Annotated in this window: 11 protein-coding genes; 8 read left to right on the plus strand and 3 right to left on the minus strand. The window is 62.3% G+C overall.

What is annotated here, in order from left to right; translation table 11 throughout:
* The first annotated feature begins 159 nt into the window (after positions 1-159).
* Entirely contained in the window at positions 160-1,155 is a 996-nt protein-coding gene (locus IEX16_RS09155) for a succinylglutamate desuccinylase/aspartoacylase family protein (RefSeq protein ID WP_188708050.1), read from the plus strand.
* Positions 1,156-1,207: 52 nt separating this feature from the next.
* Here IEX16_RS09155 and msrA read toward each other — a convergent pair whose 3' ends face one another.
* On the minus strand, positions 1,208-1,777 hold the full coding sequence (gene msrA / locus IEX16_RS09160) for a peptide-methionine (S)-S-oxide reductase MsrA (protein ID WP_188708051.1): 570 nt from the start codon (positions 1,775-1,777) through the stop codon (positions 1,208-1,210).
* Positions 1,778-1,955: 178 nt separating this feature from the next.
* Between msrA and IEX16_RS09165 the strand changes: the two genes are divergently transcribed.
* From IEX16_RS09165 to IEX16_RS09195, 7 genes are all read left to right on the plus strand, one after another.
* Positions 1,956-2,729 (plus strand): YdcF family protein, encoded by a 774-nt coding sequence (locus tag IEX16_RS09165; RefSeq protein ID WP_229676265.1) that lies wholly within the window; start codon positions 1,956-1,958, stop codon positions 2,727-2,729.
* A gap of 104 nt (positions 2,730-2,833) precedes the next feature.
* Positions 2,834-3,526 (plus strand): TetR/AcrR family transcriptional regulator, encoded by a 693-nt coding sequence (locus IEX16_RS09170; protein WP_188708053.1) that lies wholly within the window; start codon positions 2,834-2,836, stop codon positions 3,524-3,526.
* Complete coding sequence (locus tag IEX16_RS09175) at positions 3,523-4,713, plus strand: efflux RND transporter periplasmic adaptor subunit (RefSeq protein ID WP_188708055.1); 1,191 nt, start codon at positions 3,523-3,525, stop codon at positions 4,711-4,713. Before IEX16_RS09170 ends, IEX16_RS09175 begins: the two co-directional genes overlap by 4 nt.
* Before the next feature lie 5 nt (positions 4,714-4,718).
* Positions 4,719-8,021 carry an efflux RND transporter permease subunit gene (locus tag IEX16_RS09180; protein WP_188708057.1) on the plus strand — a complete coding sequence of 1,101 codons (3,303 nt, stop codon included), beginning with the start codon at positions 4,719-4,721 and terminating at the stop codon, positions 8,019-8,021.
* A 51-nt stretch (positions 8,022-8,072) separates the two neighbouring features.
* Positions 8,073-8,756: a protein-L-isoaspartate O-methyltransferase family protein gene (locus IEX16_RS09185; protein ID WP_188708059.1), complete on the plus strand. Its 684-nt coding sequence runs from the start codon at positions 8,073-8,075 to the stop codon at positions 8,754-8,756.
* A 22-nt stretch (positions 8,757-8,778) separates the two neighbouring features.
* Complete coding sequence (locus IEX16_RS09190; RefSeq protein ID WP_188708060.1) at positions 8,779-9,135, plus strand: rhodanese-like domain-containing protein; 357 nt, start codon at positions 8,779-8,781, stop codon at positions 9,133-9,135.
* A gap of 45 nt (positions 9,136-9,180) precedes the next feature.
* A complete protein-coding gene (locus IEX16_RS09195) occupies positions 9,181-10,530 on the plus strand; it encodes a TolC family outer membrane protein (RefSeq protein ID WP_188708062.1) in 1,350 nt (449 codons plus the stop codon).
* 149 nt (positions 10,531-10,679) lie between these two features.
* On the opposite strand, the gene IEX16_RS09200 is transcribed toward IEX16_RS09195, so the two are convergent.
* Positions 10,680-11,843 carry an acyl-CoA dehydrogenase family protein gene (locus tag IEX16_RS09200; protein WP_188708063.1) on the minus strand — a complete coding sequence of 388 codons (1,164 nt, stop codon included), beginning with the start codon at positions 11,841-11,843 and terminating at the stop codon, positions 10,680-10,682.
* Positions 11,840-12,250, minus strand: coding sequence for a cupin domain-containing protein (locus IEX16_RS09205; protein WP_188708065.1), 411 nt, complete (start codon positions 12,248-12,250; stop codon positions 11,840-11,842). The genes IEX16_RS09200 and IEX16_RS09205 overlap by 4 nt, the downstream gene beginning before the upstream one ends.
* Positions 12,251-12,255: the final 5 nt, after the last annotated feature.

Genomic DNA, 12,255 nt, shown 5'->3' on the forward strand with positions numbered 1-12,255 from the left:
CAGATTTGTGCATATCGCAGACCGGTCAGGTCGATAAGCAGGCAGCATCACAGCCGCTCATAGACGCGAAGTTCCCGCTTTCCATCCAGCGAAGGCCGGAGAGGCCAGGCAAACCTCAAGCCGCATGGCCTTCAGAAAGCGCTGTATAAACAAAGCACCATGACCGAACCCAAGCAACCCAGCGCATCACCGCCCCGCCCCACCCACCTCCCCACCCATACCTTCCACGGCTTGGCCCCCGGCCCGAAGCTGCTGGTTCTGGGTGCCGTCCATGGCAACGAGGTCTGCGGCGCGAAGGCCATCACGCAATTGCTGCAGGACTTCAACAACGGCCAGTTCGCCATCGAACGCGGCACCGTCACCTTTGTGCCAGTCACCAACCCGCTGGCCTACCAGCGCCAGCAGCGTATCGGTGACCGCAACCTGAACCGCAACATGGCACCGAGCGCGATTCCGCAGGACTTCGAGGACCGCATCGCCAACGTGTTGTGCCCGCTGCTCGACAGCCACGACGTGTTGCTGGATCTGCATTCCTTCCACACCGGCGGCGCGCCGTTTGTGATGATCGGCCCGCAGAACAACAGCGGCAAGCTGGAGCCCTTCCGCCATGCCGAAGCCGAAATGCGGCTGGCCCTGTGCACCGGCGCGCCGCGTATTGTGGAAGGCTGGCTGGACACTTATGCACGGGGTGTGTCACGGCGCGCTGCGGCGCCCGCCACTGGCGGCACGGCCCGGGCGCAGACACTGGTAACAAATCCGAATTACGGCGTGGGCAGCACCGAATACATGCGCTCGCGCGGTGGTTACGGCGTGACGCTGGAATGTGGCCAGCACGACGACCCGCAGGGCGTGCAAGTCGCGTGCCACGCGATTTTGCAGACGCTGGCGCTGCTGAACATGGTGTCGCGCCCGCTGGAAACCTCAGCTGCCGAACGCGAGATCCTGCGCCTGGTCGATGTGACCGATCGCGAACATGCGGACGACCTTTTTGCGCGCGAGTGGCGCAGCTTTGATGCGGTGAAGGCCGGCGAGCTCATCGGCACCCGCCACAGCGGCGCCGAAGTGAAAGCGCCGCATGACGGCTTTGTGGTGTTTCCCAACCCACGCGCGGAGCCGGGCCAAGAGTGGTTTTACATGGCCAAGCGCCGGCCGTAGAACGGTGCCATGGATCCCGGATCGAGTCCGGGATGACAGCACAGCCTTGTCCTCAAGCCTTCGCGTACTCCGAAAACGTCTTGCGGAACTTCGCAACCTTGGGCCCGGCCACTGCCATGCAATAACCCTGGTTCGGGTTTTTCTCGAAAAAGTCCTGGTGGTATTCCTCGGCCGCGGAGTAGTTGCTGAGCGCCAGTACCTCGGTCACCACGGGTTTGCCGAACAGCTTGTCGCGGTTCAGCGCACTCACCATGTCCTCGGCGACCTGCTTCTGCTCGGGCGTCGAGTAATAGATGCCGCTGCGGTACTGCGTACCGCTGTCATTGCCCTGGCGGTTGAGTGTGGTCGGATCGTGGATGACGTAGAAAATTTCCAGAATTGCGCGCAAGCTGATCTGCGCCGGGTCGTAGACCAGCTTGACGACTTCGTTGTGGCCGGTGGTGCCGGTGCACACTTGTTCATAAGTCGGCTGGTTGACATGGCCATTGCTATAGCCCGACTCGACATCCACAATGCCGCGCACCTGCACAAACACCGCTTCGGTGCACCAGAAGCAGCCCCCGCCCAGCGTGATGGTCTGCGGGGCCGCGCCGCCTGCTTCAGTTGTTGTGTTTTGTTCCATACATCGTCCTTTTTTGTATCCAGCAATCAAACACCCATCATCCGGGAAAATAGCCGTTCATCGGCCCCACGGCCCCAAAAACCCCAGAGTCGGCCCCGCCTATCGGTTCCAATGGTCAAATCGCCCTCCAGCCCATACCACACGGGCGCAAGCAGCTACTAATTTGAGAGCGTTTCCAATGATTGCACCTGGTGAACTCAAGCCCATCCTGACCACGCTGCTGCTGCCGCCCGCCTCGCTGCTGTTGCTGGCCGGGCTCGGGCTGCTGCTGGCCGCGCGCAAAAAAGCCGGCGGCCTGCTGCTGGCTTTTGCGGCGGCGACCCTGCTCTGGCTGGCGAGTTGCCAGGCGGTGGCGGTCTGGCTGGCGCAGAAACTGCTGCCGCAACAAACCGCCCTGTCGGTCGCGGCGCTCAAAAACAGCGGTGCCCAGGCGATTGTGGTGCTGGGCGGTGGCGTGCACCCGGTAGCACCCGAGTATGGCGAGCCACAAGCGTCAGCCGCAGCCACCCTGCGTTTGCGCTACGGCGCCTGGCTGGCGCGGCAAACGGGCTTGCCCGTGGCTTTTGCGGGTGGACTGGGCTGGGGCGCAGCCAGCGAACAAGTTGCGTCCGAAGGCGAAGTGGCACGCCGCGCGGCGCAACAAGACTACGGCCTGGCCCTGCGCTGGGTCGACAACCAGTCACGCGACACGGTGGAAAACGCCCGTTTCCTCAGACCGCTGCTGGCAAAAGACAAAGTCCAGCGGATTGCGCTGGTCACCCACGCCTGGCACATGCCGCGCGCTGTAGGTGCTTTCGAACGCGCAGGCTTTAGCGTGGTGCCCGCGCCCATGGGCTTCATCCTGCCCAGTCGCAACGGCGTGCTGCAATGGTTGCCCACCGGTGAGGGGCTGGAGGCTTCGCGCGCCGTCCTCAAGGAATGGCTGGGTTTGCTGGCGAATCGCTTTACCTGAGCTTTACGTCAGCTTGGGGCCGGTCTTCCACCCTGCACGGCATAGTGTCGGCTTGACGGGCAACTGGCGAATCGCTACATTACTAACCAGTTAGTCAGTAGCTTATGTCCATCTCCAAATTTCTCTGCGAAAAAACCAGCGCGCTGTCCGTCAAACGGGAGCGCCGCAAGGACGCACGCCCCGGCGAACTGCTAGACGCCGCGCTCGATCTGTTTGTTGAAAAAGGCTTTGCTGCCACCCGCGCCGAAGAAGTGGCGGCCCGCGCCGGCGTCTCCAAGGGCACGCTATTTCTCTACTTTCAAAGCAAGGAAGAGCTCTTCAAAGCCGTGGTCCGCGAAAACATCTCGGGTCGTTTCAAGGAATGGAACGAGGAGTTCGAAACCTTTGAAGGCACAGCCGCCGAAATGCTGAGCTATTGCATGACCTCCTGGTGGGACCGCGTGGGTGCCACCCGCGCCTCGGGCATTACCAAGCTGATGATGAGCGAGGCCGGCAACTTCCCGGACATCACCGCCTTCTATCAGCAGGAAGTGATCCAGCCAGGGCAGGCGCTGATACGCCGCATCATGCAGCGTGGCATTGACCGCGGGGAGTTTCGGCCGCTGAACCTCGACTACGCGATTTACAGCGTGATTGCGCCCATGATTTTTCTGGTGCTCAGCAAACATTCTGCCGGTACCTGCGGCGACCCGGCCCTGCTCGGCAACGCTGAAAAGTACATCGCCGCCCAAGTGGACACCATTTTGTATGGCCTGTCGGTCCAGCCCGCCGGCAAACCCGCCAAAGGCAAGGCATGAAGCGCTGGATCAAGTGGGCCATCATCGGCCTGGTCGTGTTGCTGCTGGCAGCTGCGGTGGTCAGCGCCCTGTCGGCGCGCCGGGCTCAGCAGCAGGCCCTGGCAGCAGCCGGGGCAGCCAAGGCACAGACCGTGGTCGAGTTGGCCGCCAGCGATGTGGTGCAGGCAAAAACCCGCGAGCTCAGCCAGGGCATGGCGCTGTCGGGCCCACTCAAGGCCATCAACTCGGCCTTCGTCAAGGCGCGCGTGGCCGGTGAATTGCAAGGACTGACGCTGCGCGAAGGCGACTTCGTCAAGGCCGGCCAGGTGGTGGCGCGGGTGGACGCCAGCGAGTACCAGTCGCGGGTGATGCAGGCGCAGCAGCAGGCCGACTCGGCCAAGGCGCAGATCGACATCGTGCAGCGCCAGTTTGACAACAACCAGGCACTGGTGAACCAGGGCTTCATCTCCAAAACCGCGCTGGACGCCTCGCAGGCCAACCTCAACGCCGGCAAGGCCAACCACAACGCAGCGCTGGCTGCCGTGGCCGTGGCCAAAAAGTCACTGGACGACACCGTGCTGCGTGCGCCGTTGTCGGGCCAGGTTGCGCAGCGGCTGGCGCAGCCCGGCGAACGTGTCGGCATCGAAGCCAGGGTGCTGGAGATCGTGGACTTGAGCCGGCTCGAGCTCGAAGCCAGCCTCAGCGCTGCCGACGCACTAACGGTACGCCCTGGCCAGACCGCCACACTACAGATCGAAGGCACACCGCAGACTGTCAATGCCACAGTAGCCCGCATCAACCCCAGCGCGCAGGCTGGCAGCCGCAGCGTGCTGGTCTACCTGTCCATCGACAACACGGCCGGGACTTCAGGTCTGCGGCAGGGGCTGTTTGCGCAAGGCACCTTGGGCACGGCGCGCAGCTCGCTACTGGCGGTGCCGGTCAGCGCGGTGCGCACCGACAAACCCGCACCCTATGTGCAGGTGGTCGAAAACAAGCAGGTTGCGCACAAGCCGGTTGAGCTGGGCGCGCGCGGCAGCGACACGGTCAGCGGTGAACCCCTGGTGGCCGTTCAGGGCCTGGCAGAAAACGCCGTTGTCATCAAAAGCGCTGTCGGCAGCCTGCGTGAGGGCACGGCCGTGAAGTTCACGCAGGCTCCGGCGTGGGCGTCGCCGGCAGCACCGGCGGCTTCGTCGCCCAAAGCCTTTTAATCACGATGTGGTTCACCCGCGTCAGCCTGCAAAACCCGGTGTTCGCCACCATGGTCATGCTGGCCATCGTGGTGCTGGGCCTGTTTTCCTACCAGCGGCTGCAGGTTGACCAGTTCCCGAACATTGATTTTCCGGTGGTCGTGGTCACCACCGAGTACCCCGGCGCTTCGCCCGAAATTGTCGAGAGTGAAGTCACCAAAAAAATCGAGGAAGGCGTCAACTCGATTGCCGGCATCAATGCCCTGACCTCGCGCAGCTACGAAGGCATGGCGGTCGTCATCATCGAGTTCCAGTTGCACATTGACGGGCGCAAAGCCGCCGAAGACGTGCGCGAAAAAATCGCCTCGCTGCGCCCGCTGCTGCGCGATGAGGTGAAAGAGCCCCGCGTACTGCGCTTCGATCCGGCAAGCCGCCCCATCTGGTCGGTGGCGGTGTTACCTGCCCCCACGCTTGCCACTGCGTGTGCCTCCGGCGTTGAGCTGCCCCTTTCACCACAAACAGGGGCTATTTTTCCTGGGGGCGGCCCGTCAGAAAAATGCCCTCCGTCATCCTCCACTGGGGGTAAGCCGGCCATCCCCACCGCAGTTGAGCTGACCAACTGGGCCGATCAGGTACTGAAAAAGCGGCTTGAGAATGTGCGCGGCGTGGGCGCGGTCAACCTGGTGGGCGGAAGCAAACGGGAGATCAACATTTACCTGAACCCGCAGGCCATGGAAGCGCTGGGCATCACGGCCGACCAGGTCGCCAATGCGGTGCGCAGCGAAAACCAGGACCTGCCAGTTGGCGCCATCCGATCTCTGGCGCAAGAGCGTGTGGTCAAGATCGACGCCCGCATGAAGCGGCCGGAAGACTTCGCCAACATTATCGTGGCGCGCAAGGCGTCCGCCACCGGCGCGGCCACGGCGGTGACGGTCGGGCAGGTGGCCAGCGTGCGTGACGGCTCGCAAGAGATCGACAACCTGGCGCTGTACAACGGCCAGCGCACACTGCTGTTGACGGTGCAAAAGGCCCAGGGTGACAACACCATCGCGGTGGTCGATGGCCTGAACCAGTCCATCAAGGAGATCCAGACCCAACTGCCCGCGGGCGTGCGCCTGGAACTGGTTTCCGACGGCTCGCGCCCGATCCGCGTCGCGGTCGAAAACGTGCGCCGCACCTTGTTCGAAGGTGCGTTGCTGACGGTGCTGATCGTCTTCCTGTTCCTGAACTCCTGGCGCTCGACGGTGATCACCGGCCTGACCCTGCCGATCTCCATCATCGGCACCTTTTTGTTCATGAACATGTTCGGCTTCACCATCAACATGATCACGCTGATGGCGCTGAGCCTTTGCGTCGGCCTGCTGATTGACGACGCGATTGTGGTGCGTGAGAACATCGTGCGCCATGTGCAGATGGGCAAGCTGCCTTACCAGGCCTCACTCGACGGCACGCAGGAGATCGGCCTGGCGGTGCTGGCCACCACCTTTTCCATCGTCGCGGTGTTTTTGCCCATCGGTTTCATGGGCGGCATCATCGGCAAGTTTTTCCATGAGTTTGGCATCACCATCGTGGCGGCGGTGCTGATCTCGATGTTTGTCAGCTTCACGCTGGACCCGATGCTGTCGAGCATCTGGCACGACCCGAGCATTGAGGCGCACGGCAAGCACCATGCACCGGTGACTTTTTACGACAAGACCATAGGGCGCGTGACAGGCTGGTTCGAACGCGCCACCGACTCGCTGGCCGAGACCTACCAGCGCATTCTGCGCTGGTCGCTGCTACACAAGCTGGCCACACTCGGACTGGCCCTGGTCATCTTCATCACCAGCATTTTCATGGTGCCGCTGCTGGGCACAGAGTTTGTGCCGAAGGCCGATTTCTCGGAAACCTCGCTGACGTTTTATACGCCCGTCGGCTCGTCGCTCGAAGCCACCGAGGCCAAGGCTGTCCAGGTTGAATCCATTTTGCGCGAATTGCCCGAGGTCCGGTACACGGTGGCGACCATCAACACCGGCAGCGCCCAGGGCAAGATGTACGGCAGCATCTATGTGCGGCTGGTGGACCGCAAGTCACGCAGCCGCAGCGTCGATGAGCTCTCAGGCGTGCTGCGCGAGCGGCTCAAACAGGTGGCCGGCATCACCGTCACCCACGTCGGCCTGCTCGACTCCGTAGGCGGCAACAAGCAGGTGGAGTTTTCGCTGCAAGGCCCCGACCTCAAGGAGCTGGAGCGGCTGACCCGGCTGGCGACCGAACGCATCGTCGTCATCCCTGGCCTGGTGGACCTGGACTCCAGCCTCAAGCCCGACAAGCCCACCATCGAAATCGCCGTCAAACGCGATGCCGCGTCGGACCTGGGCCTGAGCGTGTCGCAGATCGCCGGTTCGCTGCGCACCCTGGTGGCCGGTCAGACCGTGGGCAACTGGCGGGCCCCCGACGACCAGACCTATGACGTGAATGTGCGCCTGTCGCCCGACGCCAGAAATACGCCTCAGGATCTGGAACGCCTGCCCTTTTTGAGCAGCGCCATCGGCAGCAATGCCGACGGCTCGGCGCGCACCGTGCGCCTGGGCCAGCTCGCCACGGTGAAAGAGGCGACCGGACCGAACCAGATCAACCGGCGTGACCTGACGCGTGAAGTGGCGATCAATGCCAACGTCTACAACCGATCGGCGGGCGAGGTATCCAATGACATTCGCACTGCGCTCGACGGCATCAGCTTTCCACCCGGTTACCGCTACCAGTTCGGCGGTTCGACCAAAAACATGGCCGAGTCCTTCGGTTATGCGATCTCCGCCCTCGTGCTGGCCATCCTGTTCATCTACATGATCCTGGCCAGCCAGTTCAAAAGTTTCCTGCAGCCGCTGGCGCTGATGACCTCGCTACCATTGACGCTGATCGGCGTGGTGCTGGCCCTGCTGCTGTTCCGTTCGACGCTGTCGATGTTCTCCATCATCGGCGTCGTCATGCTGATGGGGCTGGTCACCAAAAACGCCATCTTGCTGGTGGACTTTGCGATCCGCATGAGGGACGAAGGGATGGAGCGCAGCGAGGCCCTGCTGGTGGCCGCCCGCGTTCGGCTGCGCCCCATCCTGATGACCACGCTGGCCATGATTTTCGGCATGGTGCCGCTGGCTTTTGCACTGACCGAAGGTTCAGAGCAGCGCGCGCCCATGGGCCAGGCCGTCATCGGTGGCGTCATCACGTCGTCGCTGCTGACGCTGGTGGTGGTGCCGGTCACGTATTGCTACCTCGACGACCTCGCGCAATGGCTCAAACGCCGCTTCACTGGCCGGCGCGCCTTGCCCGAAACCGCAACAGCCCCCCGTTAAAATCACTGGTTTACCCGCACTCCCTCACCCCGATATTTCACAGGCCACACCATGAACTACGAACAAGCCCGTTTCAACATGATCGAGCAGCAAATCCGCCCCTGGGAAGTGCTGGACAGCCAGGTTCTTTCCCTGCTGGCGGTGGTCAAACGCGAAGACTTTGTGCCGCCCGCCAAAAAGGCGCTGGGCTTTGCCGACATGGAAATTCCGCTGACCTCCAAACCCGGCCAATGCATGCTGGCCCCCAAGGTCGAGGCGCGTATCTTGCAAGACCTGGCCGTGCAAAAACATGAAAAAGTGCTGGAGATTGGCGCCGGCTCCGGCTACATGGCGGCCCTGCTGGCGCACCGTGCGCAGCAGGTGATCACGCTCGAGATTGACGCCGACCTGGCGCAGCTCGCGCGCAACAACCTGAAGAAAGCCGGCGTCTACAACGCTGAAGTGCGTACCGGTGATGGTGCGGCCAAACTTGGCCAGGCGGTGTCCAGCAGCGACCCGCTGAGCGGTCCTTTCGACGTGATCGTGCTCAGCGGCTCGGTCGCCGAGGTGCCGCCCGCCCTGCTGGCCATGCTCAAGACCGGCGGCCGGCTCAGCGCCATCGTCGGCTTTGAGCCCATGATGCGCGCCACGCTGGTGACCCGCGTCGGTGAGACCGCCTTCCGCACCGCGCAAGCGTGGGACACGGTGGCGCCGCGCCTGCTCAATTTCCCCGAGCCTTCAAAGTTCAACTTCTGATTTTCCGCACCATGCACCGACCATGATTGCCCAGCTTACTCCTGCCGACTTCAACGCCTGGCGCGACAGCATGGGTGCGGACGCGCCCGCACCGGTGGTGCTGGACGTGCGCGAGCCCTGGGAGCTGCAAACCGCTTCGGTGACCGAGGACGGTTTCACGCTGCTGCGTATTCCCATGCGTGAGATGCCGGCCCGTGTCGAACAATTGAAGGAACAGTTTGGCGTTGACCAGCCGATCGCCTGCCTGTGCCACCACGGCATGCGCAGCCTGCAGGTCGCCAACTTCCTGGTGCAAAGCGGATTCACCGACGTGGTGAACCTCAACGGCGGCATCGATGCCTGGTCCAAACAGCGCGACACCGCCGTGCCACTGTATTGAATAGCCGTCCCACACGCCCGACCTATCCATCTCATCAGGACACCCATGACGACGCTACTGAAAAAACCGGCCTTGCTGCCGCTGGCTCTCGCATTCGGCACAGTGCTGGCAGCGCTGGTGCCTTCAGTGCAGGCCCAGAATCTGGTGGAGCTGTACCGCTCGGCGCGCGACTACGACGCGGCCTACCAGTCATCGCGTTCGTTGTATGACGCCAACCTGTATCGGGCTGAGCAGGCCAAGGCCGGTATCTTGCCGCAGGCGGGCCTGTCGGCCGGCGTCAACCGCGTCAACTTTGAAAACAACAACCCGGCGGTGGACCGCAACTACCCGCAGCAAAGCGCCTCACTGAGCGCCTCACAGCCGCTGTACCGGCCCGGCAACTGGGCCACCTACGAACAAGGCAAGCAGCAGGTCGAGCTGTCGAAGGCCCAGCTCGAAGCGGCTGAGCAGGACTTGATCGTGCGCACCAGCCAGACTTATTTCGACGTGCTGGCCGCGCAGGACACGCTGGCCTTTGTGCGTGCGCAAAAGGCTGCCGTCGCCGAGCAACTCGCATCCGCCAAGCGCAATTTCGAGGTCGGCACTTCCACCATCACCGACTCGCGTGAAGCCCAGGCGCGTTACGACCTGGTGATTGCGCAAGAGATTGCCGCCGAGAACGACTTGCGCGTCAAGAAGATCGCACTCGACCAACTGGTCGGCAGGACAGACGCCCAGCCCCGGCCATTGGTTGCCCCCGCCAAGCTGCCGCCACTGGTGCCCGCCGACGTGAACATCTGGGTGCAGCAATCTGAAGCGCTGCATCCCACCATCCGCCAGGCCCAGGCCAACCTGAAAACCGCCAAACTCGAAATCAACAAGGCCGAAGCCGGCCACAAACCCACGGTGGACCTGACCGCCAGCCACGGTGTGCAGCGCAACCCGCAGGGCAGCGCCAGTTCATTGAACACACTCAACTCGCGCACCAACACCACGACCGTTGGCCTGGCGCTGAACCTGCCGCTGTTCGCCGGCTTTGCCACGCAGAACCGCATTCGTGAAACCCTGTCACTGGAAGAAAAAGCCCGCACCGACCTCGAAGGCGCCAAGCGCGGCGTTGCGCTCAACACCCGCACTGCCTTCTTCGGCGTGTTATCAGGCCAGGGCCAGGTCAAGGCGCTGGAAGCCGCCGAGGCGTCCAGCCAGAGCGCACTCGACGCCAACAAGCTCGGCTACCAGGTCGGCGTGCGCATCAACATCGACGTGCTCAACGCACAAAGCCAGTTGTTTCAGACCAAACGCGATCTGGCCGTGGCCCGCTACAACGTGCTGCTCGGCGGCCTGCGCCTGCGCCAGGCCAATGGCACGCTGACGCCCGAAGACTTGCTGCTGATCAATTCGCTGCTGGTGCAGTAGGCCAGGGGCTTGCTTCACACCGCCCAACTGAGACTATCAATGCATCCACGCGGGTTCAGGCTTTTCTGAAAAATTGACACGAGCTTGCGCGCCTCGTCCGACGAGCTGACCTTGCCGATCAAGGCTCATTGACATCGCTCCTGCTGGATTCAGTAGGACTTGGGCAGGCCCAGAACTTTCTCGGCGATGAAGCACAGGATCAGTTGCGGGCTCACAGGTGCCAGGCGGGGAATCCAGGACTCGCGCAGATAACGCTCAACGTGATATTCCTTGGCGTAGCCCATACCGCCGTGGGTGAAGATGGCGTTCTCGCAAGCGTGGTAGCAGGCTTCTGCTGCCAGGTACTTCGCGCTGTTGGCTTCGGCGGCGCAGGGCAATTGCTGGTCATACAGCCATGCGGCCTTCTGGACCATCAAGTCAGCTGCCTCCAGTTCCATCCAGGATTTGGCCAGCGGGTGCTGGATACCCTGGTTCTGACCAATCGGACGGCCGAACACTTCGCGCTCGTTGGCATATCCAGCGGCGCGTTTTAATGCTGCGCGACCCAGGCCCACGGCTTCGCTGGCGATCAAGATACGCTCCGGGTTCAGGCCGTGCAGTATGTAGCTGAAACCTTTCCCCTCTTCGCCAACGCGGTCCTCCACGGGAATACGCAAACCATCAATAAACACCTGGTTGGAGTCCACGCACTTGCGGCCCAGTTTTTCAATTTCCCGGACTTCCACCTTGCTGCGATCCATATCGGTATAGAACAGGCTCAGGCCTTCCGTGCCCTTGCATTCTTCGATCGGTGTCGTGCGTGCGAGCAACAAGATTTTGTTGGCCACCAGCGCAGTGCTGATCCAGACCTTTTGCCCGTGCACTACATAGTGGTCGCCGTCACGCACCGCGCGCGTCTTGAGTTTCAGGGTGTTCAACCCGGTATTGGGTTCTGTCACACCGAAGCAGGCCCGGTCCGTGCCGGCAATCAACGGCGGCAGCCAGCGCTGCTTTTGCTCATCGGTGCCAAACACCACCACGGGATGCAGGCCAAAGATATTCATGTGGATTGCAGAGGCACCGGACAAACCTGCGCCTGTCGCAGAAATCGTGTGCATCATGAGGGCCGCTTCGCTGATGCCAAGGCCGGCACCGCCATAGGCCTCGGGCATGGCGATGCCCAGCCAGCCGGAACTGGCCAGCGCATGGTGAAAGTCATCAGGAAATCCACCTTCCTGATCCTTGCGCAGCCAGTAGTCCGCATCGAAAGGCGCGCAGACGCGCTCTATCGCGTCGCGGATTTGTTCCTGGTCAGGGGTCCGTGCAAAGTTCATTTCGCAGATCCGTTCGAAATTGTGCTGCCAGGGCGAATCACCTTGTCAGGTGACTCTCCATAAGGTGGGCTGTAGATCACCAGCAGCTTCACCGGGGTGTCACTCGTGACAGTAAAGACATGCATCTGGTCAGCAGGGAAAAAGCATGTATCGCCTGCCACCATCTCAAAAGACTGGCCGGCCACCTCGACATGAGCTGTGCCTTCCAGCAGGTAGCAAGCCTGTTCAATGCCGGGATGGGCATGGGGCAAGGCACCTCCGCCTTTGTGCAAGGTCCCCATCAACACTTCCATTTGTTTGGCGCCGACAGTCTCGGGGCCAATCAATCGTTGATTGTGGGTGTGACGGTGATTGGCTGGTTGATAGGCCGGCACATCGGCAATACGGACGAGGTAACTCGGTGACATGTGGG

Origin of the sequence: Polaromonas eurypsychrophila (assembly GCF_014641715.1) — a bacterium.
Classification (GTDB): domain Bacteria; phylum Pseudomonadota; class Gammaproteobacteria; order Burkholderiales; family Burkholderiaceae_C; genus Polaromonas; species Polaromonas eurypsychrophila.

Excerpts from the sequence above, each read along its gene's own strand:
- IEX16_RS09195 (WP_188708062.1), top strand. The coding sequence starts at position 9,181 with ATGACGACGCTACTGAAAAAACCGGCCTTGCTGCCGCTGGCTCTCGCA.
- IEX16_RS09180 (WP_188708057.1), top strand. The coding sequence starts at position 4,719 with ATGTGGTTCACCCGCGTCAGCCTGCAAAACCCGGTGTTCGCCACCATG.
- IEX16_RS09155 (WP_188708050.1), top strand. The coding sequence starts at position 160 with ATGACCGAACCCAAGCAACCCAGCGCATCACCGCCCCGCCCCACCCAC.
- IEX16_RS09165 (WP_229676265.1), top strand. The coding sequence starts at position 1,956 with ATGATTGCACCTGGTGAACTCAAGCCCATCCTGACCACGCTGCTGCTG.
- msrA (WP_188708051.1), bottom strand. The coding sequence starts at position 1,777 with ATGGAACAAAACACAACAACTGAAGCAGGCGGCGCGGCCCCGCAGACC.
- IEX16_RS09200 (WP_188708063.1), bottom strand. The coding sequence starts at position 11,843 with ATGAACTTTGCACGGACCCCTGACCAGGAACAAATCCGCGACGCGATA.
- IEX16_RS09190 (WP_188708060.1), top strand. The coding sequence starts at position 8,779 with ATGATTGCCCAGCTTACTCCTGCCGACTTCAACGCCTGGCGCGACAGC.
- IEX16_RS09170 (WP_188708053.1), top strand. The coding sequence starts at position 2,834 with ATGTCCATCTCCAAATTTCTCTGCGAAAAAACCAGCGCGCTGTCCGTC.
- IEX16_RS09205 (WP_188708065.1), bottom strand. The coding sequence starts at position 12,250 with ATGTCACCGAGTTACCTCGTCCGTATTGCCGATGTGCCGGCCTATCAA.
- IEX16_RS09185 (WP_188708059.1), top strand. The coding sequence starts at position 8,073 with ATGAACTACGAACAAGCCCGTTTCAACATGATCGAGCAGCAAATCCGC.
- IEX16_RS09175 (WP_188708055.1), top strand. The coding sequence starts at position 3,523 with ATGAAGCGCTGGATCAAGTGGGCCATCATCGGCCTGGTCGTGTTGCTG.